At 66.0% G+C, this 23122-nt stretch carries 17 protein-coding genes and 1 pseudogene; 9 read left to right on the forward strand and 9 right to left on the reverse strand.

The features are described from left to right. Positions 1 to 195: 195 nt before the first annotated feature. Both metF and metH read left to right on the forward strand, forming a co-directional pair. A complete protein-coding gene (metF, locus tag JQ639_RS16795; protein ID WP_211966639.1) occupies positions 196 to 1104 on the forward strand; it encodes a methylenetetrahydrofolate reductase [NAD(P)H] in 909 nt (302 codons plus the stop codon). Between the two features lie 28 nt (positions 1105 to 1132). Continuing rightward, positions 1133 to 4981, forward strand: coding sequence for a methionine synthase (gene metH / locus JQ639_RS16800; protein WP_211966638.1), 3849 nt, complete (start codon positions 1133 to 1135; stop codon positions 4979 to 4981). Positions 4982 to 5084: 103 nt separating this feature from the next. Here metH and JQ639_RS16805 read toward each other — a convergent pair whose 3' ends face one another. Further along, entirely contained in the window at positions 5085 to 5714 is a 630-nt protein-coding gene (locus tag JQ639_RS16805) for a glutathione S-transferase family protein (RefSeq protein WP_211966637.1), read from the reverse strand. 151 nt (positions 5715 to 5865) lie between these two features. Here JQ639_RS16805 and JQ639_RS16810 point away from each other — a divergent pair, with 151 nt between their 5' ends. After that, on the forward strand, positions 5866 to 6801 hold the full coding sequence (locus tag JQ639_RS16810; RefSeq protein WP_211966636.1) for a MerR family transcriptional regulator: 936 nt from the start codon (positions 5866 to 5868) through the stop codon (positions 6799 to 6801). A gap of 39 nt (positions 6802 to 6840) precedes the next feature. Here JQ639_RS16810 and JQ639_RS16815 read toward each other — a convergent pair. From JQ639_RS16815 to JQ639_RS16850, 8 genes and pseudogenes are all read right to left on the reverse strand, one after another. Beyond that, positions 6841 to 7337 (reverse strand): annotated as a pseudogene (locus JQ639_RS16815) (GNAT family N-acetyltransferase). After that, complete coding sequence (gene glpK / locus JQ639_RS16820) at positions 7334 to 8851, reverse strand: glycerol kinase GlpK (RefSeq protein ID WP_211966635.1); 1518 nt, start codon at positions 8849 to 8851, stop codon at positions 7334 to 7336. Before glpK ends, JQ639_RS16815 begins: the two are co-directional and overlap by 4 nt. Before the next feature lie 153 nt (positions 8852 to 9004). Next, positions 9005 to 9778: an SDR family NAD(P)-dependent oxidoreductase gene (locus JQ639_RS16825; RefSeq protein WP_211966634.1), complete on the reverse strand. Its 774-nt coding sequence runs from the start codon at positions 9776 to 9778 to the stop codon at positions 9005 to 9007. Positions 9779 to 9840: 62 nt separating this feature from the next. After that, positions 9841 to 10989 carry a pimeloyl-CoA dehydrogenase small subunit gene (gene pimD, locus JQ639_RS16830; protein ID WP_211966633.1) on the reverse strand — a complete coding sequence of 383 codons (1149 nt, stop codon included), beginning with the start codon at positions 10987 to 10989 and terminating at the stop codon, positions 9841 to 9843. Between the two features lie 44 nt (positions 10990 to 11033). After that, positions 11034 to 12224 carry a pimeloyl-CoA dehydrogenase large subunit gene (gene pimC, locus JQ639_RS16835; RefSeq protein WP_211966632.1) on the reverse strand — a complete coding sequence of 397 codons (1191 nt, stop codon included), beginning with the start codon at positions 12222 to 12224 and terminating at the stop codon, positions 11034 to 11036. Between the two features lie 77 nt (positions 12225 to 12301). Continuing rightward, a complete protein-coding gene (locus JQ639_RS16840) occupies positions 12302 to 13489 on the reverse strand; it encodes an acetyl-CoA C-acyltransferase (protein ID WP_211966631.1) in 1188 nt (395 codons plus the stop codon). Between the two features lie 7 nt (positions 13490 to 13496). Beyond that, complete coding sequence (gene pimA, locus JQ639_RS16845; protein WP_211966630.1) at positions 13497 to 15167, reverse strand: dicarboxylate--CoA ligase PimA; 1671 nt, start codon at positions 15165 to 15167, stop codon at positions 13497 to 13499. Between the two features lie 5 nt (positions 15168 to 15172). Continuing rightward, the gene (locus tag JQ639_RS16850; RefSeq protein ID WP_211966629.1) at positions 15173 to 17272 is read right to left on the reverse strand and encodes a 3-hydroxyacyl-CoA dehydrogenase NAD-binding domain-containing protein; all 2100 of its coding nucleotides are present in this window, start codon (positions 17270 to 17272) and stop codon (positions 15173 to 15175) included. 172 nt (positions 17273 to 17444) lie between these two features. On the opposite strand from JQ639_RS16850, the gene JQ639_RS16855 reads away from it, so the two are divergent. From JQ639_RS16855 to JQ639_RS16880, 6 genes are read left to right on the forward strand one after another with little or no spacing between them, the layout of a single operon-like run. Further along, the gene (locus JQ639_RS16855) at positions 17445 to 18329 is read left to right on the forward strand and encodes an IclR family transcriptional regulator (RefSeq protein WP_211966628.1); all 885 of its coding nucleotides are present in this window, start codon (positions 17445 to 17447) and stop codon (positions 18327 to 18329) included. 54 nt (positions 18330 to 18383) lie between these two features. After that, positions 18384 to 19181, forward strand: a complete 798-nt coding sequence (locus JQ639_RS16860; RefSeq protein ID WP_211966627.1) for an ABC transporter ATP-binding protein — start codon at positions 18384 to 18386, stop codon at positions 19179 to 19181. Then, on the forward strand, positions 19178 to 19891 hold the full coding sequence (locus tag JQ639_RS16865) for an ABC transporter ATP-binding protein (RefSeq protein WP_211966626.1): 714 nt from the start codon (positions 19178 to 19180) through the stop codon (positions 19889 to 19891). The genes JQ639_RS16860 and JQ639_RS16865 overlap by 4 nt, the downstream gene beginning before the upstream one ends. Before the next feature lie 11 nt (positions 19892 to 19902). After that, on the forward strand, positions 19903 to 20781 hold the full coding sequence (locus tag JQ639_RS16870; RefSeq protein WP_211966625.1) for a branched-chain amino acid ABC transporter permease: 879 nt from the start codon (positions 19903 to 19905) through the stop codon (positions 20779 to 20781). A gap of 2 nt (positions 20782 to 20783) precedes the next feature. Further along, positions 20784 to 21800 (forward strand): branched-chain amino acid ABC transporter permease, encoded by a 1017-nt coding sequence (locus tag JQ639_RS16875; RefSeq protein WP_211966624.1) that lies wholly within the window; start codon positions 20784 to 20786, stop codon positions 21798 to 21800. Between the two features lie 22 nt (positions 21801 to 21822). Further along, positions 21823 to 23046 carry an ABC transporter substrate-binding protein gene (locus JQ639_RS16880; RefSeq protein ID WP_211966623.1) on the forward strand — a complete coding sequence of 408 codons (1224 nt, stop codon included), beginning with the start codon at positions 21823 to 21825 and terminating at the stop codon, positions 23044 to 23046. The last annotated feature ends 76 nt before the right edge of the window (positions 23047 to 23122 follow it).

Consider the following 23122-nt stretch of genomic DNA (forward strand, 5'->3'; position numbering starts at 1 on the left):
GTCCATCCCATCGCCATCGAAATTCTCTCAGATTTTCTACGAATAATGGGCTATAGTGGGCAAATTCCCACGGAAATGAGCCTCTCAATGGGCTGGGCGCGGCCGGCCCCTTGGCTTATGTTTGCGTCCCACATGGCAACACCCCGGCGTGCATGACGCGGCCGCGACCAGACGTTGCGTGGAGTTCGAAACACAATGAGTGAGACCGCGCCGACCGCCAGCGGCGGCCCCGCCGCCAAACTCCCCCGCATCTCGTTCGAGTTCTTCCCGCCCAAGACGGCGGAGATGGAAACGAACCTGTGGGACACCATCAAGCGGCTCGCCCCGCTGCAGCCGACATTCGTGTCCGTCACCTATGGCGCCGGCGGCTCGACCCGCGAGCGCACCCACGCGACCATCGCCCGCATTCTCAACGAGACCGACCTGCTGCCGGCCGCGCACCTGACCTGCGTCGGCGCACCGCGCGGCGAGATCGACGAGATCGTCGACCGTTATCACGAGATCGGCGTCCGCCACATCGTCGCGCTGCGCGGTGATCCGGTGGCCGGCATCGGCACGCCCTTCATCGCCCATCCGGACGGCTACCAGACCTCGTCCGAGTTGATCGCCGGCATCAAGCGCCGGCATCCGGACATCGAGGTCTCGGTCTCGGCCTATCCGGAAAAGCATCCGGAGAGCCCGACCTTCGATGCCGACATCGACGGCCTCAAGGCCAAGGTCGACGCCGGCGCGACACGCGCCATCACCCAGGTGTTCTTCGACAACGACCTCTACTATCGCTTCGTCGACCGTGTGCGCGCCCGCGGCATCGACATTCCGATCGTGCCGGGGATCATGCCGATGCACAATTTCAAGCAGGCGCGCAATTTCGTCACCCGTGCCGGCACCACCGTGCCGGACTGGCTGGCGGCGAAGTTCGACGGGCTCGACGACGATCCTGAGACCCGCAAGCTGGTGGCGGCAACGGTCGCTGCGGGCCAGGTGCAGAAGCTCGCCAAGCAGGGCATCGACACCTTCCACTTCTACACCATGAATCGCGCAGACCTGGTGTTTGCCATCAGCCATCTGCTCGGCCTGCGCCCGTCGCAACAGCAGGCGGCCTGACCCCCGAAACCTTTTGTACGAGTCCGACATGACCGCGCCCGTTCGCTCCGAGACCGAAACTCGCCTGCGCCAGCTCGCCGCAGAGCGCATCCTGGTGCTCGACGGCGCCATGGGCACCATGATCCAGGCGCTGCAATTCGACGAGGCTGCGTTCCGCGGGGCGCGCTTCAAGGATTTTCACCGTGACCTGCGCGGCAACAACGACCTCCTGATCCTGACCCAGCCGGACGCGATCGAGGACATCCACGCCCAGTATCTGCGCGCCGGCGCCGACATCGTCGCCACCAACACTTTCTCGTCGACCTCGATCGCCCAGGCCGACTACGACCTTGCTGATATCGCCTACGAGCTCAACCGCGAAGGCGCCCGCCTCGCGCGCGCAGCGGCGAAAACGGTCAGCGCCGAGGACGGCAAGCCGCGCTTCGTCGCCGGCGCCCTCGGCCCGACCAACCGTACGGCATCGATCTCGCCCGACGTCAGCAATCCCGGCTACCGCGCCGTGACGTTCGACGACCTGCGCATCGCCTACAGCGAGCAGGTCAACGGCCTGCTCGACGGCGGCGCCGACATCCTGCTGGTCGAGACCATCTTCGACACGCTGAACGCCAAGGCGGCCCTCTACGCCATCGCCGAGATCTGCGAGGCCCGGGGCATCCAGGTGCCGATCATGATTTCGGGCACCATCACCGACAAGTCCGGCCGCCTGCTGTCCGGCCAGATGCCGGAAGCCTTCTGGCACTCGGTGCGCCACGCCCAGCCCGCGACGATCGGCTTCAACTGCGCGCTCGGCGCCGAGGACCTGCGCGCCCATATCGCCGACATCGGCCGCGTCGCCGACACGCTGGTGTGCGCCTATCCCAACGCCGGCCTGCCCAACGAGTTCGGCCAGTACGACGAAAGCCCCGAATACATGGCGGGCCTTGTCGGCGAATTCGCCGCCGCCGGCCTTGTCAACATCGTCGGCGGCTGCTGCGGCACCACGCCGGCCCACATCGCCGCGATTGCCGCGGCGGTGGCGCCGCATGCCCCGCGCCAGATCCCGACCATCGCGCCGCTGCTGCGCCTGTCCGGCCTCGAGCCGTTCTCGCTGACGCCATCGATCCCGTTCGTCAATGTCGGCGAGCGTACCAACGTCACGGGATCGGCGCGCTTCCGCAAACTGATCACCAACGGCGACTACACCGCCGCGCTGCAGGTGGCGCGCGAGCAGGTCGAGAACGGCGCCCAGGTCATCGACGTCAACATGGACGAGGGCCTGCTCGATTCCGAGCAGGCGATGATCACCTTCCTCAACCTCGTTGCCTCCGAGCCTGACATCGCCCGCGTGCCGGTGATGGTCGACTCCTCCAAATTCCACGTCATCGAGGCCGGCCTGAAGTGCGTCCAGGGCAAGCCGATCGTCAACTCGATCTCGATGAAGGAAGGCGAGGACAAGTTCATCCATGAGGCCACCATCGCCCGACGCCACGGCGCCGCCGTGGTGGTGATGGCGTTCGACGAAAAGGGCCAGGCCGACACCTACGAACGCAAGATCGAGATCTGCAAGCGCGCCTATGACCTCCTGGTCGAGCGGCTGAACTTCCCGCCGGAAGACATCATCTTCGACCCCAACGTGTTCGCGATCGCCACCGGCATCGAGGAGCACAACAACTACGGCGTCGACTTCATCGAGGCGACGCGCTGGATCCGCCAGAACCTGCCCCACGCCCATATTTCCGGCGGCGTCTCCAACCTGTCGTTCTCGTTCCGCGGCAATGAGCCGGTGCGCGAGGCGATGCACTCGGTGTTCCTGTATCACGCCATCAAGGCGGGCATGGACATGGGCATCGTCAATGCCGGCCAGATGGCTGTTTATGACGACCTCGATCCGGAGCTGCGCCAGGTCTGCGAGGATGTCGTCCTCAACCGCGATCCCGGCGCGTCCGAGCGGCTGCTGGCGCTGGCCGAGAAATTCCGGGGACAGGAGAAGCAGGTCAAGGAGGCCGACCTCGCCTGGCGCGAGTGGCCGGTGGACAAGCGCCTGTCGCATGCGCTGGTACATGGCATCACCGAATTCATCGAGCAGGACACCGAGCAGGCACGGCTCGCCGCCGACCGCCCGCTCAGCGTCATCGAAGGCCCGCTGATGTCGGGCATGAACGTCGTCGGCGACCTGTTCGGCGACGGCAAGATGTTCCTGCCGCAGGTCGTGAAATCCGCGCGCGTCATGAAACAGGCCGTCGCCTATCTGCTGCCGTTCATGGAAGAAGAGAAGGCGCGCGAACAGGCGGCAGGCGGCAGCGTCGGCCGCAACTCGGCCGGCAAGATCGTGCTCGCCACCGTAAAGGGCGACGTCCACGACATCGGCAAGAACATTGTCGGCGTCGTCCTCCAGTGCAACAACTTCGAGGTCATCGACCTCGGCGTCATGGTGCCGGCGGCGAAGATCATCGAAACGGCGAAGGCCGAGCAGGCAGACATCATCGGATTGTCGGGCCTGATCACGCCGTCGCTCGACGAGATGTGCCACCTCGCCGCGGAAATGCAGCGCAACGGACTGGACATGCCGCTGCTGATCGGCGGTGCCACCACCAGCCGCGTCCATACCGCGGTGAAGATCGACCCGAACTACACCCGCGGGCCGGTGGTCCATGTCAACGATGCCAGCCGCGCGGTCGGCGTCGCCTCGTCGCTGCTGTCGCCGGACAGGCGTGAGGCCTATGCCGCTGATATCCGCCAGGAGTATCTGAAGATCTCGACGGCCCACGCCCGGGCGCAGGCCGACAAGAGGCGCCTGTCGCTGAAGCAGGCGCGCGACAACGGCATGAAGATCGACTGGTCGAAGGTCTCGCCGAAGAAGCCGTCGTTCATCGGCACCCGGAGCTTCACCGACTATCCGCTCAGCGAACTCGTTGAGTTCATCGACTGGACGCCGTTCTTCCAGACCTGGGAGCTGACGGGCCGCTTCCCGGCAATCCTGGACGACCCCAAGGCAGGACCGGTGGCGCGTTCGCTCTATGAAGACGCCCAGCGCATGCTGCAGCAGATCGTCGACGAAAAGTGGTTCAAGGCGTCCGCCACCATCGGCTTCTGGCCGGCCAACGCAGTCGGCGACGATATCCAGGTCTACGCCGACGAGGCCCGCACCACGCCGATCGCGACCTATCACACGCTGCGCCAGCAGCTCGAAAAGCGCGAAGGCCGCTTCAACGTCGCGCTGTCGGACTTCATCGCGCCACGCGACAGCGGCGTGCCCGACTACATCGGCTCGTTCGTCGTCACCGCCGGCCTCGGCGAGGATGCCATCGCCGACCGCTTCAAGCGCGCCAACGACGACTATTCCTCGATCCTGGTCAAGGCGCTCGCCGACCGCCTCGCGGAGGCCTTCGCCGAGCGCATGCATCAGCGCGTACGCAAGGAGTTCTGGGGCTATGCACCGGATGAAGGCTTCAGCAACAGCGAACTGATCCTCGAACAGTACGCCGGCATCCGTCCCGCGCCCGGCTATCCGGCGCAGCCCGACCACACCGAGAAGGGCACGCTGTTCGATCTGCTCGACGCCGAGCGCACCGCCGGCGTCAAGCTGACGGAAAGCTTTGCGATGTGGCCGGGATCGTCGGTGTCCGGGCTCTATTTCAGCCACCCCGAAAGCTTCTATTTCGGTGTCGGCAAGATCGAGCGCGACCAGGTCGAGGACTACGCCGCCCGCAAGGGCTGGGAGGTGGCTGAAGCCGAGCGCTGGCTGGCGCCGGTGCTGAACTACATTCCGACGGCAAACTCCAACCCCGCGCCGGCTGGCGGCGAGGCCGCCACGACGGACGGCGACGTGCAGAGCCACCCGCCGGGCTGCGCCTGCGCGTTCCATCTGCAATACCGCAAGAAGGCGGCGCGGGCGTAACGCGCCCCGACCGATCCGATCGACGCCAAGTTGGCCGGGCCTCTGCCCGGCCATCTTGTATTCGAGCAAGACGAAACGCGGCGTCCCAGGCAGAAACGAGAAACTAATCGCCCGGCGGCTGGAATGGCTGCACGATCTCCTTGAACTCAGGCAGCGCCTCGCAGGCCGTGGCATGGGCGGCGAGCGCGGGCCAGTGCGCGACATCGACGACGCCGGGGTGCGCCTCGCGCGTGAAACGGAGCGCGCAGCCGACCGCAATGTCAGCATGGCCGATGCGCGGCCCGAACCACCATGGCGACGTGCGGCTGGCGCGATCCTGCTCCAGCACATCGAGCACGGCTGCGATCTGGGTGCGGCAGCGCACGAGCCACAGTTCGGAGCGCTCCTTGTGCAGCACCCGCTCGTAGACCAGCGCAACCGCCTTGTCGCCAAGGCCGGTGGCAAGCGCACAGACCTTGAGCGCGTGCCGCCGCGGCGCACCGCTTTCCGGCAGCATGGCCCGTGCCGCACCGGCCTGCTCGTCGAGATAATCCAGAATCGCAGCGCTCTCGATCAGCACCTCGCCGTCATCGAGCACCAGCGTCGGCACGCGGCGCAGCGGATTGAACGGCGCGATCTTGTCGGCGTCGCCGAAGGTCGACCACGGCCGATGTTCGAACGCGACACCATACAGGCGCAGCGCGATCGCCACGCGGCGGACGAACGGAGAATCGTATTGTCCGATCAGGATCACAGGCCCACCTCCAACACGTCGACCTGTCGAGGATGCCAAAGCCGCGGGCGGCTTCCTAGCCGCTCGGCCCGCATGTCTGCTCCGCAAGCGTTTCGAACGCTACCGGACTGGCGCTTGACTCTCCACCTGCTGGAGCCCGTAGAACCGCACCATGAGTGAGACAACCTACACCATCGGTGAACTGTCACGCCTCACCGGCGTCTCCGTCCGCCGGCTGCGCTTCTATTCCGACGAGGGCCTGCTGCCCCCGACCGGGCGGACGGGCAGCGGCTATCGCATGTATGCGGCCGCCGACCTCGCCCGTCTCGACCTCATCCTGGCGCTGCGCGAGGCCGGCGTATCGCTCGACGACATCGGCAAGCTGCTGTCCCGCCGCCTCGCCCTCGGCGACGTGCTGCGGCTGCGCCTCGACGCGCTCGATGCCGAGATCCGGGCCAAGCGCCGCATTGCCTGTGTCCTGCGCGCCGCCCTGGCCGCCGATAGCCCGACCCACCACGACCTCAGGAGACTATGGACCGTGACCAGCCTGTCCCACGCCGAGTTCCGCACAGCCGTCGAACGGTTCTATGACCAGGCCGCTGGCGACCTGCCGATCGATCCGGCATGGCGCCGGCAGATGATCGACGCTGCGACGCCCGATCTCCCCGACGATCCGACGCCTGCGCAAATCGACGCCTGGACCGAACTGCAGGCCATGCTCGCCGACACCCGCTATGTCGAGGCCGTCAAGGCTGGCATGGCGCAGATGTGGGACGGCGCGTTCGACGCCGCAGCCTACGCCGCCGCGTCTGAGGCCACGTTTGCCCGCGTCCGCGAGGCCATGACAGCGGGAGAGGCCCCGCAATCGAACACCGGACGCACGATTGCGCAGGACTGGCTGCAGCGGTCGGCGGCAGCGATGAAGCGAACGCCCGATGCCGCCTTCCTCGACTGGCAGCTGTCGCAATACCGGACCCATCACGCCCGTTCGGCGCGCTATCAGGAGCTGCTGGCGATCCTGCGCGGCGACGATGCGGCCGATCCGCCCGGCGCGGAATGGCGCTGGATCGTTGCAGCAATGGGGCATCTCCTCGCGCGGAACAGCTAGAACGCGCTTGTGCCGGCGCGCCGGCGCGCGCTCCGGCGATCAGGATCGTGCGCCGATCACCGGCACATGCGGCGCCGCCGAGAGCGGCAGAATGCCGGCGAGGCGCGGATCGTCGACGATCTCGATCTGGCGGCGGAACGGCCGGAAGCCGGAGCGCTGGTAGAACGCGAGCGCCGCCGGATGATCGAAGGTGCAGGTGTGCACCCAGACCCGCGACACCGGCTCCGACCAGGCGCGCGCCAGCGCCTGGGTCATCAGCCAGCGCCCGGCGCCGCGGCCGATCAGCGGCGCGGTAATGCCGAAGAACGCCAGTTCGCAATCGCCGGGCGTCCGGAAGTCGAGCTCGAGCAGCCCCGCATCCACGCCGCCGCTCTCCAGCGCATAGACCTCGACTTGCGGCGATTGCAGGATCGCCGCAAGCTCGGCGTCCCGCGCGGCGGCGGCGGCGGCGGCACGAACATCTCCAGATGCGTGACCACGGCCGCGATCTTGCCGGCCGGCAGGTCGTGATGGTCATCGGCCAGCGCGGCGGTCACCCCGGCTCGTCCTCGCCGGGATCGCTGGCGAGCAGGCCCGTCACCGCGCGGCTCCAGCCCTTGAGCTTGCGCTGCCGTGTCGCGTCACTCATGTTCGGCTTGAAGCGATGCTCGAGCCGCCAGTTGTCGGCAAAGCGCGCCGGCTCCGGATAGACCCCGGCGCCGAGGCCCGCGAGATACGCCGCGCCGAGCGCGGTCGTCTCCTGGATCATCGGCCGGTCGACCGGCGCGTTGAGCAAATCGGCGAGGCGCTGCATGGTCCAGTCCGACGCGGTCATGCCGCCGTCGACGCGCAGCACCGTGCTGGCCTCGGTGGCCTCCGGCCAATCGGCGCGCATCGCCGCCCACAGATCGTAGGTCTGGTAGCAGACGCTTTCCAGCGCCGCATGGGCGATCTCGGCCGGCCCGGTGTTGCGGGTCAGGCCGAACAGGCCGCCGCGCACTCGCGGATTCCAGTACGGCGCGCCGAGGCCGACGAAAGCCGGCACGAGATAGACCGACTGCATCGGATCGGACTGGTCCGCCAGCGGCCCGGTCTCCGCCGCATTCTTGATGATGCGCAGGCCATCGCGCAGCCATTGCACCGACGATCCCGCCACGAAGATCGAGCCTTCGAGCGCATAGGTGCGCTTGCCGTTGAGCTGATAGGCCACCGTGGTGAGAAGCTTGTTTTTGGAGGCGACCGGTGTCGTGCCGGTGTTGAGCAATGCGAAGCAGCCCGTGCCATAGGTCGACTTCATCATGCCCGGGGTGAAGCAGGCCTGGCCAATGGTCGCGGCCTGCTGGTCGCCGGCGATGCCGCGGATGGCGATCACGCCGTCGAACAGCTCCGGCGTGGTCTCGCCGAACAGCGCCGACGAATCCTTGACCTCCGGCAGCATCGAGCGCGGCACGCGCAGGATCTTCAAGAGGTCGTCGTCCCACATGCCGGTATGGATGTTGAACATCAGGGTGCGCGAGGCATTGGTCGCGTCGGTCGCATGCACCCGGCCGCCGGTGAGGCGCCACAGCAGGTAGCAATCGATGGTGCCGAACAGCAGTTCGCCACGCTCGGCCCGCACCCGCGCGCCGGGGGTATGATCGAGGATCCAGGCCACCTTGGTGCCGGAGAAGTACGGGTCGATGATCAGCCCGGTCTTCTCCATCACCAGCGGCTCATGCCCCTCGCCCTTGAGGCGGGTGCAGATCTCGGCGGTGCGGCGGTCCTGCCAGACGATGGCGCGGTGAACGGCCTGCCCGGTGGCGCGGTCCCACACCACCGTGGTCTCGCGCTGGTTGGTGATGCCGATGGCGGCGATGTCCGAGGCCAGCAGGTCCGCCTTGAGCAACGCCTCGCGGCAGGTCGCGAGCGTCGAGGTCCAGATGTCCTCGGGCTCGTGCTCGACCCAGCCCGAGGCCGGGAAGTGCTGGGGGAATTCCTGCTGCGCCTGGGCGGCGATGGAAATGTCGGCGCGGAACACGATGGCGCGCGACGACGTCGTGCCCTGATCGATCGCCAGAATATGGGAGGCCATGACGTTTCCTCGCTTGCGTTCGGTTGATCTGCGCTTGGCTTTCACTTGGCGCTTTGACCGCAAACAAAGCGATTGTCGCCGCCGTCGTCAAGGCGGCGCGCACACAAAGGGCCCGGGAACGGGCCCCTCCGAACCATCCAGCAGGGAATGCGCTCAGACCGACGCGGTCGTGACGCCGCCATCGATCACGATGGTCTGCCCGGTCATGAAGGTGGACGCATCGGACGCGAGATAGGCGACAGCGCCGGCGATCTCGTGGGGCTCGCCGATCCGGCGCAGCGGCGTCGTCGCCGTGCGGCGCGTGAGGACGTCCTCGTTCTCCCACAGCGCGCGGGCAAAATCGGTCTTCACGAGGCCCGGCGCGATGCAGTTCACCCGCACGTTCTTCGGCCCCCACTCGCCGGCAAGACTGCGGCACAGCGCAAAGTCCGCCGCCTTGGAGATGCCGTAGGCGCCGATCACCGTCGAGCCGCGCAGGCCGCCGATGCTGGAGATGATCACCACCGAGCCGCCGCCGGCGGCGGCCATGTGCGGAATGGCGAGGCCGCACAGCCAGATGTTACTCTTGACGTTGGCGCCCATGATCTTGTCGAAGGCCTCGTCGCTGATGTCGAGCAGTGGCCCGTAATACGGGTTCACCGCGGCATTGCAGACGAGTACGTCGAGCCGGCCATAGTGCGACAGCGTGCCGGCGACCAGAGCCTCGACCTCGTCGCGGCGGCTGATGTTGCAGGGAATGACATGGGCGTCGCCGCCGGCGGCCACGATGCCCGCGGCGACCGTCTCGCAGGCCTCCGCCTTGCGGCTGGAGATCACGACCTTCGCGCCCATCCGCGCCAGCAGTTCGGCGGAGGCGCGGCCGATGCCACGGCTCGATCCCGTGATGATGGCGACCTTGCCGGCGAGATCGAACGGCGTTCCCTGCATGGCATCCCCCAAAATGGCTGACGGGGCGTCGCCGCCCCGTCGTGTCAAACGCTTCTGCCGTCTCAGTCCTTGAGCAGGCCGCCCTGGTCGCTGACCCGGCGCAGGTGATAGTCGGCGTCGCCGAACAGGCTCTCGATCATGGTCAGCCGCTTGAAGTAATGGCCGATCTTGAACTCCATGGTCATGCCGACGCCGCCGTGGAGCTGGATCGCCTGCTGGCCGACAAAGCGCGCCGACCGGCCGATCTGCACCTTGGCCGACGCCACCGCCGTCGCGCGCTCCCTGGGATCGGTATAGGTGCCAGCCATGGTCGCGAAGTACGACATGCTGCGGGCCTGCTCCAGCGCCACGAACATGTCCGAGGCACGGTGCTGCAGCGACTGGAAGGTACCGATCGCCACCCCGAACTGATTGCGGGTCTTGAGGTACTCGACCGTGGTCTTGAGCGACTCTTCCATCGCCCCGACCGCCTCGGCGCACAGCGCGATGCGGGCATCGTCGACCACCTGCTCGATCAGCGGCAGGCCGTTCTCGGCATCGCCGATCACCGCGTCCGCGCCGACCTCGACGCCGGAGAAGGTGATGTCGGCGGCGCGCAGGCCGTCCTGGGTGGGATAGCCCTTGATGCTGACGCCCTTGGCATTCGCCGGCACCAGGAACACGCCGATGCCGGCGCGGTCGTGGCGGCCGCCCTTGGTGCGGGCCGAGACGATCAGGGTATCGGCGGTGTCGCCGTGGATCACGACAAACTTCTCGCCATCGATGACATAGCCTGCGCCGCTCTTCTTCGCCGTCGTCGTGACGTCGCCGAGGTCATAGCGCGAGTTCTTCTCGAGCTGGGCGAACGCCAGCGTCTTCGAGCCGTCGATGATCGACGGCAGGTAGGCCGCCTTCTGCGCCGCCGAGCCGCCATGGCGCAGGAAGCCGCCGCCCAGCACCACGGTCGCCAGATACGGCTCGAGCACCAGCGCCTTGCCGAGCGCTTCCATGACAATCATGGTTTCGACCGGGCCGGCGCCGAAGCCACCGTCCTCCTCGCTGAACGGCAGGCCGAGCAGGCCCTGCTCGGCGAGCTTGCCCCACATCGCGCGGCTCCAGCCGCCCTTGTCGGCGCCGTATTTCTTGCGCTGCTCGAAGTCGTAGGAGCTGCTCAGCAGCCCGTCGACGCTGTCCTTGAGCAGGCGCTGCTCTTCGGAGAGATCAAAATCCATGAACCAATCCTCAAATCACAAAGTCGCGGATGCACGCGCAGCGGTCACAGACCGAGCACGGCCTTGGCGATGATGTTGCGCTGAATTTCGTTCGAGCCGCCGTAGATCGACACCTTGCGGTAGTTGAAGTAACCGGGGGCGATCTGGGTGGTCCAGTCGGCAAACTCGTTGCGGCCGTCCTCGTCGTCCGGCGCGTAAGGCGCGGCGAACGGGCCGATCACGTCGAGCAGAAGCTCGGTGATGGTCTGCTGGATTTCCGAGCCCTTGATCTTGAGGATCGAGGATGCCGGATCCGGCTTGCCGCGGCCGTTCTTGCTCTCGTTGGCGACAACGCGCATCTGCGTCAGTTCCAGCGCCTTGAGCTCGATCTCGGTCGCCGCCAGCTTCTCGCGGAAGCGGGCATCTTCGCTCAGCGGCTTGTCGCCGGCCATCACCTTGGACGCGAGGTCCTTGATGCGGCGGATGCGCTCCTTCGACATGCCGACGCGGGCGATGTTGGTGCGCTCGTTGCCGAGCAGGAACTTGGCGTAGTCCCAGCCCTTGTTCTCCTCGCCGACGAGGTTGGTCACCGGCACCTCGACGTCGTCGAAGAACACCTCGTTGACCTCGTGACCGCCATCGATGGTCTGGATCGGACGCACGGTGATGCCGCGCGACTTCATGTCGATGAGGATGAAGGAGATGCCGGACTGCTTCTTCGCGGCCGGGTCGGTGCGGCAGAGGCAGAAGATCCAGTCGGCGTACTGCGCCAGCGTGGTCCAGGTCTTCTGGCCATTGATGACGTAGACGTCACCCTTGCGCTTGGCAGTGGTCTTCAGCGACGCGAGGTCCGAACCCGAGCCCGGCTCGGAGAAGCCCTGGCACCACCAGTCGTCGAGATTGGCGATACGCGGCAGATAGTACTTCTTCTGCTCCTCGTTGCCGAAGGTGTAGATCACCGGCCCGACCATGTTGACGCCGAACGGCAGCGGCGACGGCGCCGGCGCAGCCTGCAGTTCCTCGAGGAAGATGTATTGCTGGACTGGCGTCCAGCCGGTGCCGCCATACTGCTTGGGCCAATGCGTCACCGCCCAGCCCTTGCGGTTGAGGGTGCGCTGCCAGTTGACGAGGTCTTCCTTGCTGGTGTGGCGGCCTTCCAGCAGCTTCTGGCGCACCGCCGGCGGCACGCTCTCCTTGAAGAAGGCGCGGACTTCGTCGCGAAACGCCAGCTCTTCCTTGCTGAAACTGAGATCCATCGGAGGTCTCCTTGAAATGATGCGGTTCGGAAATGGCCGTCGCGCGCGCCACGAGGCCGCGCGCGACGTGTCGGAGTTTACTGCACGATCTCGAACAGGCCGGCCGCACCCATGCCGCCGCCGACGCACATGGTGACGACGCCGTACTTGGCCTTGCGGCGACGGCCTTCGATCAGCAGATGGCCGGTGAGGCGCGCGCCGGTCATGCCGTAGGGATGGCCGACCGCGATCGAGCCGCCATTGACGTTGAGCTTCTCCGGATCGATGCCCAGCTTGTCACGGCAGTAGATCACCTGCACGGCGAACGCTTCATTGAGTTCCCAGAGATCGATGTCCTCGATCTTGAGGCCATGGCGCTTGAGCAGGCGCGGGATGGCGAACACCGGGCCGATACCCATCTCGTCCGGCTCGCAGCCGGCCGAAACGAAGCCGCGGAAGATGCCGAGTGGCTTGAGGCCGCGCTTGGCGGCTTCCTTGTCGCTCATGATCACCGTGGCGCTGGCGCCATCGGAGAGCTGGCTGGCGTTGCCGGCGGTGATGGTGAAGCCGTCGCCGCGCACGGCCTTCAGACCAGCGAGGCCCTCGGCAGTGGTCTCCGGGCGCGGACCCTCGTCCTGCGACAGCGTAATGTCCTTGAACGACACCGCGCCGGTCGCCTTGTCGGCCACCGCCATCGAGGTCTTGATCGCGGCGATCTCGTCGCTGAACTTGCCGCCCTGCTGCGCGGCCGCGGTGCGGCGCTGGCTCTCGAGCGAATACTCGTCCTGCTTTTCGCGCGAGATGTTGTAGCGCTTGGCGACCACCTCGGCGGTGTCGAGCATCGCCATGTAGACGTCCGGCTTGATCTTCATCAGTTCCGGATCGACCGCATGGAACTTGTTGGCGTGATCGTTCTGCACGAGGCTGATCGACTCGCCGCCACCGCCCACCGCGATCTCGACGCCGTCGAAGATCACCGAGCGTGCCGCGAGCGCGATCGCCTGCAGGCCGGAGGCGCACTGGCGGTCGATGGTGGTGCCGCCGGCGGTCACCGGCAGGCCGGCGCGGATCAGCGCCTTGCGCGCAATGTTGCCGCCGGTGGCGCCCTGCTGCAGGGCGGCGCCCATCACGACATCCTCGATCTCGGCCGGATCGACCTTGGCGCGAGCCACGGCCTCGCCGATGGCGTGCCCGAGCAGGGTCGCGCCTTCGGTATTGTTGAGTGCACCGCGATAGGCCTTGCCGATCGGCGTACGGGCGGTGGAGACGATCACTGCATCGGTCATGAGGGGATTACCTTGTTGCTGCAGGCGGGTTGGAGGGGGAAGATTGCGTACGGAGTTCGTGGCGCGACAGCTTGCCGACCGTGGTGCGCGGCAGTTGGTCACGGAATTCGAGCGCGGCCGGCAGTTCGTGCTTGCCGATCTTGCCGGTCAGGAAAGTGCGCAGGTCATCGAGCGTGAACGACGCGGCGCCCGGCTTCAGGGTCACGAAGGCTTTCGCCGCCTCGCCGCGATACTCGTCGGGCACGCCGAGCACGATCACCTCGTGCACGGCGGGATGCTCGTAGATCGCCTGTTCGATCATCTGCGGGTAGACGTTGAAACCGCCGGAGATGATCATGTCCTTCTTGCGATCGACGAGATAGAAATAGCCGTCGGCGTCCATGTAGCCGATGTCGCCGGTCAGGAAGCGGTCGCCGACGAAGACCTCGGCGGTTTCCTGCGCGCGATTCCAGTACCCCTTGGTGACGTTCGGGCCGCGAATGCGCAGCTCGCCGGTTTCGCCCGGCGGCAGCACGCGGTTCGGCTCGCCGAGAGCGACGACGTCGATCTCGATGCCCGGCAGCATCAGCCCGATCGAGCCCGGCTTGTCGGGGCCGTCAGCCGGATGGCTGGTCCCTGGCGAGCAGGTCTCGGTCATGCCCCAGCCGCTGCGCAGCTTCATGCCGGTACGGCGCTCGAATACTTTTGCCACTTCCACCGGCAGCGGCGCGCCACCCGAGCCGCAGGATGCCAGTGACGACAGATCACGCCGATCGAGATCCGGCAGGTTGGCGATCGCGATCCACATCGTCGGCACGCCCGGAAACGTCGTGGCGCGGTTGACCTCGATGTCATGCATTACCGCCTCGACATCGAAGCGCTGATGCATCGAGATCAGGTTGCCGTTCTTGAGGTTGCGCAACAGGATCACCGTCAGCGCGTAGATGTGGAACAGCGGCAGCACGCAGATGACGCGCTCGATGACGTCGCCACGGGCCGCGCGGGCGGCCGCGCCCCAGACATCGTAGATGCCGACCGCCGAGGTCAGGTTGCGATGAGTCAGCATCGCGCCCTTCGGCAGGCCGGTGGTGCCACCGGTGTACTGCAGCAGCGCGATGTCGTCGGGGACGACGGTCGGCCACTGCGCCGGCGGCACGGCGCCCTCAACGAAGGCGCGGAAAGTGACGATCGCGGGCTGCTGCGGATAGGGCGCCTTCGGGATCGGCACCTCGCCCCAGTGCTCATCCTCGCAAATGATGAGGCGGTCGATCAGTCCCTTCTCCAGGAACCTGAGGGCCATCGGCAGCAGTGCGGCGATGTTGCTGGTCACCAGCACCCGCGCGCCACTGTCGGTGAGCTTGTGCGACAGCGCCCGCTCACCGTCGAGCGGGCTGAGGTGCACGATGCGTGCGCCGGCCTTCAGTCCGCCGAAGAAGCTGACGGGATGATCGGGCGTGTTGCCGAGGAACAGCGCGATCGACGCCCCCTTGCCGTAACCGGCGCGCAGGAATGCGCTCGCTGCGGCGTCGACCATGGCGCTGAGCCCGGCGAAGCTGATCGGCCGGCGGCGGAACTCGATGGCCGGGCGGTCGCCGAAATCGGCGGCCGCCTGCGTCAGCAGGTCAGGAAGCGTGCCGAACGGGATCGGCGCGTTCCAGCGTACCCCTTCGGGGTAGTACTTCTCACCCGGATAGACCATCGCGATCAGGCTGCCTTGCCAGCCCCCTTGGCGTAGGACGCGAAAGTTTCGCCCTTCTCCGCAAGCTGCTTGAGCAGCGCCGTCGGTTCCAGCGACGGATCGTTGGTCTGCCTGGCGTAGAACGACAGCCGCTCGGCGATGTGCTTGAGGCCGACCTGGTCGGCATAGAACATCGGACCGCCGCGGTAGACCGGCCAGCCGTAGCCATACAGCCAGATCACGTCGATATCGCTGGGCCGCGCTGCGACCTTCTCCTCGAGGATCCGCGCGCCCTCGTTGATCATCGGGTAGATCATGCGCTCGAGGATCTCCTCGTCGCTGACCTCGCGGCGCTTGAGGCCGAGGCGCGCGCAGGTTTCCTCGATCAGTGTCTCCACTTCCGGATCCGGCAGCGGCGCGCGCGAGCCGGCCTCGTACTTGTAATAGCCCTTGCCGGTCTTCTGGCCGAAGCGTCCGGCCTCGCACAGCGCGTCCGCGATCTCCGACTTGATGCCGCGGTCCTTGCGCGAGCGCCAGCCGATGTCGAGGCCGGCGAGATCGCCCATCGCAAACGGGCCCATCGGCATGCCGAACTTGGTGACCACCGCATCGACCTGCTGCGGCAGCGCGCCTTCGAACAGCAGCTTTTCCGACTGCTTGCTGCGGGCGGCCAGCATGCGGTTGCCGACGAAGCCATCGCAGACGCCGACCACCGCAGGCACCTTGGCGATGCGCTTGGCGATCGACACGGCGGTGACCAGCGCATCCGGCGCCGTCTTGTCGGCGCGGACGATCTCGCACAGCTTCATGACGTTGGCCGGGCTGAAGAAGTGCATGCCGAGAATGTCGGGGGCACGGCTCGTGGTCGCCGCGATCTCGTTGATGTTGAGATAGGAGGTGTTGCTGGCGAGAACGGCGCCGGGCTTGGCGAATTGCTCGAGCTTGCCGAACACTTCTTTCTTCACAGCCATGGTCTCGAACACCGCCTCGATCACGAGGTCGGCATCCCTGACGTTCTCGAGGCCGACGACGCCGGTGATCAGCGCCATGCGCTTGGCCGGCGCATCGGCCGGAATGCCGCCGCGCGCCGCGGTGGCCTCATAGTTCTTCTGCATGATGCCGAGGCCGCGCTTGAGCTGCTCCTCGCCGGTCTCGATCAGGGTGACAGGAATACCGGCATTGGCAAACGACATCGCGATGCCGCCCCCCATGGTGCCGGCGCCGATGATGGCGACACGCTCGACCTTGCGCGGCTTGGTGCCTTCCGGCACGCCGTCGATCTTGGCGGCTTCGCGCTCGGCAAAGAAGGCATGACGCTGCGCCTTGGACTGGTCGCCCGCGACCAGCTTCATGAAGCTCTCGCGCTCGCGCTTGAGGGCCTCGTCGAACGGCACGTCGAACACCCAGCTCACCGCCTCGGCGCAGGCGAGCGGCGCATCGAGGCCACGGTTGCGCTTGTTGGCGGCAGCAGCCGCGTTGGTGAAGATGGAGCGATCGGCCTTCGCCGCCGCGAGCTTGCTGTCGTCGTCGCGCAGCTTGCGCAGCGGCCGCTTCTCCGCCAGCACCTTGCGCGCGAACGCCTCGCCGCCCGACGCCGGGCCCTCGACGATCTCTTCGATGAGGCCGCTCTTGAGCGCCTCCGCGGCGCCGATCGGATCACCGGTCACCACCATCTTGACGCCGAGCTCCGGCCCGACCGCGCGCGGCAGCCGCTGCGTGCCGCCGGCGCCCGGCAGCAGCCCGAGCTTGACTTCGGGAAGGCCGAGCTTGGCGTCTTTTGTCGCGACGCGGAAATGGCAGCCGAGCGCAACTTCTAGACCGCCACCGAGCGCGGTGCCATGGATCGCGGCGATCACCGGCTTGGGACAGTTCTCGATGTCGGAGATCACCTCGCCAAGGCCCGGCGGCTTCGGCGGCTTGCCGAATTCGGTGATATCGGCGCCAGCGATGAAGGTGCGGCCGGCGCAGGTCAGCACGATGGCCTGCACCTGAGGATCGCTGCCGAGGCTCTTGACGGCCTCGCTGATGCCAGCGCGCACGGCCGCGCTGAGCGCGTTTACCGGAGGGCTGTCGATCGTGACAATGGCAACCACATCGTGACGTTCCACCTTCACCACTTCACTCACGCTGCTCTCCTCGGACGACGTTTTTCTTAACCTGTTAAGCGCTGGGTACGAATTCCTCAGTTCCTGCGGCGATTTATCACCATTTCGCACTGCGGAATTGAATTTCACACCTTGACACGGAGGGTTATTTTGAAGAGCGTCCGTTGTCAACGAGGGCGGTGCGGCAAGTTTGATGAAGAGACCTGCGAAAAAGAGCGCGACCGATCGCAACTTTGTCGTCGCGCTGTCGCGAGGGCTCGACGTGCTGCGCGCATTTCGCCCCAATGACGGCCTGCTTGGCAACCAGGAAATCGCAGCGCGAACCAATCTCCCGAAGCCGACGGTGTCGCGCCTCACCTACACGCTGACCAGGCTCGGCTATCTCACCCAGGTTCCGCGCTTCGAAAAATATCAACTGACGCCGGCGGCGATGGCGCTGGGCTATGCCGCGCTCGCCAACCTCGGCATCCGTCACATGTCGGATCCGTTCCGCGACAAATTGATGCGGGAAACCGGCGGCGCCGTGGCGATCGGCGCGCGCGATCGTCTCAGCATGATCTATTTCGGCCAGAGCCGCAGCGATCTTACGGTCGGTGTGCTGCTCGATGTTGGCTCCCGCGTGCCGATCGCGACCACCGCAATGGGCCGTGCCTATTTGTTGGCGTTGCCTGACGACGAGCGGACTGCCTTAATGCAGGAAATCCGCGAGAACGTCGGCAACCGCTGGTCAAAGGTCAGGGAGGGCATCGAACGCGCCGGCGAGATGATCGCCAAGCATGGCTTTGCGATCTCGGCCGGCGAATGGCATTCCGACATCCATGCGGCAGGCGTTGCACTGCGACTGAACGACGGCACCGGGCCGTACGCCTTCAATTGCGGTGCCCCGGCGTTCAAATTTTCGGAAGACCGTCTGATCAACGATATCGGCCCTCGCCTTGTCGCGATGGTTCAGAATATCGAAAAAGCGATGACCGGACGCCCGTTGATCGGGCTGCCGGTCGCGACAACGAACAATCACAACAACAAGAAATCGAAATCAGGAGGGAAAATTGCTCGAGAGGTTGAGGGGATCGACTAGCGATCACACCAGCGAATTCCGCGTGGCGGCATCGACAGGCGCGAGCCGCGCAGCATGACACTGGCCGATTCGTCGCAGGGGTCCTCGCCCCTGCTCTCCGTGCGTGACGTCAGCGTCACCTTCGGAGGCATCATCGCGTTGAACGGCGTGTCGTTCGATATGCGCCAGGGCCATATCCTTGGCCTGATCGGACCGAACGGCGCGGGGAAAACCACGCTGTTCAATTGTCTGAGCCGGCTCTACCAGCCGAGCCGCGGCGATATCCTGATGGAAGGCCGCAGCATCCTCGATCAGCAGCCGCACCGGATTCCGGATATCGGCATCGGGCGCACGTTCCAGAACGTCGCGCTGTTCCACAATCTCTCGGTGCTCGACAACATCCGCGTCGGCGCCCACTCGCGCACCAGCAGCGATGCGGTCAGCGACATGCTGAAGCTGCCCTGGGTGCGGCGCGAGGAGAAGGCGCTGGACGCGCGCGTGCGCGACATCGCCGACTATCTCGACCTCAACGATGTTGGCGATCGCGTCGTCGCCGGACTGCCGTTCGGCACCCAGAAGCGGGTCGAACTCGGCCGCGCGCTTGCCGCCGAGCCGAAGATCCTGCTGCTCGACGAGCCCGCCGGCGGCCTCAATCACGAGGAAGTGTACGCGCTCGGCGACCTCATCCGCCGCATCCGCGACCAGCGCGGCATCTCGGTGCTGCTGGTCGAGCATCACATGGGTCTCGTGATGTCGATCGCCGACCACGTGGTGGCGCTCAATTTCGGCAAGAAGCTCGCGGAGGGAACACCGGCCGCCGTGCAGTCCGACCCGGACGTGATCAAGGCCTATCTGGGGAGCAAGGACACATGAGCACCATGCTGGAGATCCAGGACCTGCGCGCCTACTACGGCCAGGTACAGGCGCTGCACGGCGTGCAGCTCAATCTCAAGGAAGGCAGCGTCACCACCCTGCTCGGCGCCAACGGCGCCGGCAAGACCACGACGCTGCGCTCGATCTGCAACATGATCCGCTCCACCGGCACCATTCGCTTCGACGGCAAGCCGCTGGGCGGGCGCTCGACCGAGAGCATCGTCAAGCTCGGCATCGCGCACGTGCCGCAGGGCCGCGGCACCTTCACCCGCATGACGGTGGCGGAGAACCTGCAGCTCGGCGCCATCACCCGCGGCGACACCCGTGCGATCGCCGACGACGTCGAGCGGATGTACGGCTACTTTCCCAAGCTCAGGGAGCGCCGCGACCAGCAGGCCGGCACGCTGTCCGGCGGCGAACAGCAGATGCTGGCGGTCGCCCGCGCGCTGATGCTGCGGCCGCGCCTGATGCTGCTGGACGAGCCGTCCTTCGGCCTCGCCCCGCTGGTGGTGCGCGACCTGTTCGGCATCCTCGGCCGCATCAACCGCGAGCAAAAAGTCACGATCCTCGTGGTCGAGCAGAACGCGCAGCTCGCGCTCGAGATCGCCAGCGACGCCTATGTCATCGAGACCGGACGCATCGTGATGTCCGGCGACGCCAGGCAGATCGCGGACAACGAAGACATCCGCAAATCCTATCTCGGTTATTGAGGAGGCCGGCCATGGAGCTGTTTACCAACCAGGTGCTGGCTGGCATCGCCACCGGCGCGATCTACGCCTGCATGGCGCTCGCCGTGGTGATGATCTACCAGGCGATCGACCACCTGAACTTCGCCCAGGGCGAAATGGCGATGTTTTCCACCTTCATCGCCTGGCAGCTGATGCAGTGGGGCGTGCCGTACTGGATTGCCTTCCTGCTGACGCTGGCGATTTCGTTCGCCGGCGGCATCATCATCGAGCGCGCGCTGTTCAAGCCGCTCGCCAATGCCCCGATCCTGACCCATGTCGCAGGGTTCATCGCGCTGTTCGCGATCCTCAACAGCGTCGCCGGCCTGACCTGGGACTTCACCATCAAGCAATTCCCCTCGCCGTTCGGCTCCAAGCCGTTCCTCGGCAGCCAGCTGATCTCGACCCACCAGGCCGGGATGATCGGCATCACCGTCCTGCTGCTGACCCTGCTCTATGTGTTCTTCCGCTACACCCGCATCGGCCTAGCGATGCGGGCGGCGGCTTCGGTGCCGGAATCGGCCCGGCTGGTCGGCGTCAATGTCGGCTGGATGATCGCACTTGGCTGGGGCATGGCCTCTGCGATCGGCGCCATTGCCGGCATGCTGATCGCCCCGATCGTGTTCCTGGAGCCCAACATGATGGGCGGCGTGCTGCTCTACGGCTTCGCCTCCGCGGTGCTCGGCGGCCTCACCAGCCCGTTCGGCGCCGTGGTCGGCGGCTTCCTGGTCGGCATCTTCGAGAATCTCGTCGGCACCTACATTCCGGGCGTCGGCAATGAGCTCAAGCTGCCGATCGCGCTCGCGCTGATCATCACCGTGCTTGTCGTGAAACCCAACGGCCTGTTCGGCCGCTCCGTCGTCCAGCGAGTTTGATCATGACCGCAGCCCAGGAAACCGTTGCCTCCACCCCCGCGGTCGGTGCCTCCGCCAGGAAATCGATGACGGTGAGCCGTGCCGGCTCGCTGATCATGCTGGTGTTGATGCTGATCGCGCCGCTGTTCGTGAAGAACTTCGTCATCTTCCAGTTGACCATGCTGCTGGTCTACGCGATCGCCATCATGGCCCTCAACATTCTCACCGGCGGCAGCGGCCAGTTCTCGCTGGGGCAGAGTGCGTTCTACGCACTCGGCGCCTACACTGCCGCGGTGCTGATGGATTCCGCCAACGTCAACTATGTGCTGACGCTGCCGGTCGCCGCCGCGGTGTGCTTCGTCTTCGGCTTCCTGTTCGGGCTGCCGGCGCTGCGGCTGTCGGGCGTCTATCTCGCGCTCGCGACCTTCGCGCTGGCGACGGCAACCCCGCAGTTGCTCAAGCTCGGCGTGTTCGAGCACTGGACCGGCGGCGTGCAAGGCCTCGTCATCACCAAGCCGGATGCGCCGTTCGGCCTGCCGATCTCGCAGGACATGTGGCTGTATTACTTCACGCTGGCGGTCGGCCTGCTCATCTACATCGCATCGGTCAACCTGCTGCACTCGCGCACCGGCCGCGCCATGATGGCGATCCGCGACAACCAGATCGCTGCGTCGGCGCTCGGCGTCAACCTGTCGCTGTACAAGACGCTGGCGTTCGGCATCAGCGCCGCCTTCACCGGCGTCGCCGGCGCCCTCGGCGCCATCGTGGTGCAGTTCGTCGCACCGGACGGTTACAACATCCAGCTCGCGATCGCGATCTTCCTCGGCATGGTGGTCGGCGGCGTCGGCTGGCTTCCGGGCTCGCTAGCCGGCGCGGCGTTCATCGTGTTCGTGCCGAACATCGCCGAGAGCATCTCCAAGGGACTGTCCGGCGCGGTATTCGGCGTGCTGCTGATCATCGTGATCTTTGTGCTTCCGCGCGGCGCGCGGCAGGTCGCCCAATACCTGGAAAGCGCCATCACCAAAATCACCAGAAACTGACACTGAGGGAGTATCCGAGACGATGACCACGCGTTCCACCTTCATCGGCCTGTCGGCGGCGATTGCCGCGCTGGCGCTGACCAGCGGCGCCGCGCTCGCCCAGAAGAAATACGACACCGGTGCGAGCGATACCGAAATCAAGATCGGCAACATCATGCCCTACAGCGGACCGGCGTCCGCCTATGGCGTGATCGGCAAGGCCGAAGCCGCCTACTTCAAGATGATCAACGAACAGGGCGGCATCAACGGCCGCAAGATCAATTTCATCAGCTATGACGACGGCTACAGCCCGCCGAAGGCGGTCGAGCAGGCCCGCAAGCTGGTGGAAAGCGACGAGGTGCTGTTCGTGTTCGGGCCGCTCGGCACGGCCTCGAACTCGGCGATCCAGAAATACATGAACGCCAAGAAGGTGCCGCAACTGTTCGTCGCCACTGGCGCCACCAAGTTCGGCGATCCCAAGGACTTCCCCTGGACCATGGGCTGGCAGCCGCCCTACCAGAGCGAAGGCCGCATCTACGCGAAGTATCTGCTGTCGACCAAGCCCGACGCCAAGATCGCGATCATGTACCAGAACGATGACTTCGGCAAAGACCTGCTGAAGGGCATCAAGGACGGCCTCGGCGCCAAGACGTCACTGATCATCGCCGAGGAGAGCTACGAGGTGTCGGAGCCGACCATCGACTCCCACATCGTCAAGCTCAAGGCCTCCGGCGCCGATACCTTCATCAGCATCACGACGCCGAAGTTCGCCGCCCAGGCGATCAAGAAGGTCGCCGAGATCGGCTGGAAGCCGGTGTACGTCCAGAGCAATGTCGGCGCGTCGGTCGGCAGCGTGCTGAAGCCCGCCGGTTTCGAGAACGCCCAGGACCTGCTGTCCGCGGCCTACGCCAAGGACGGCGCGGACTCGCAGTGGGACACCGACGAGGGCATGAAGAACTTCTACGCGTTCCTCGCCAAATATGCCCCCGATCTCAACCGCAACGACGCGTCGGTGGTCTATGGCTATGGCCAGGCCCAGACAGTCGTGCAGGTGCTCAAGCAGGCCGGCGACACGCTGACCCGCGAGAACATCATGAAGCAGGCCGCGAGCCTGAAGGATTTTGCGCCCGAAACCCTGCTGCCGGGCGTCAAGATCAATACCAGCGCCACCGACTTCTTCCCGATCGAGCAATTGCAGATGAACCGCTTCAAGGGCGAGAAGTGGGAACCGTTCGGCGCCATCATCAATGGAGAGATCGGCGGCTGACAACTCAAAGCTGAAGCAGGATTGAAGACTAAACAGCCGCGATCGCGGCAGCGACAAAACGACAGCCCCCGGCGAC

It is taken from the genome of Bradyrhizobium sp. U87765 SZCCT0048 (assembly GCF_018131225.1).
Lineage (GTDB): Bacteria > Pseudomonadota > Alphaproteobacteria > Rhizobiales > Xanthobacteraceae > Bradyrhizobium_A.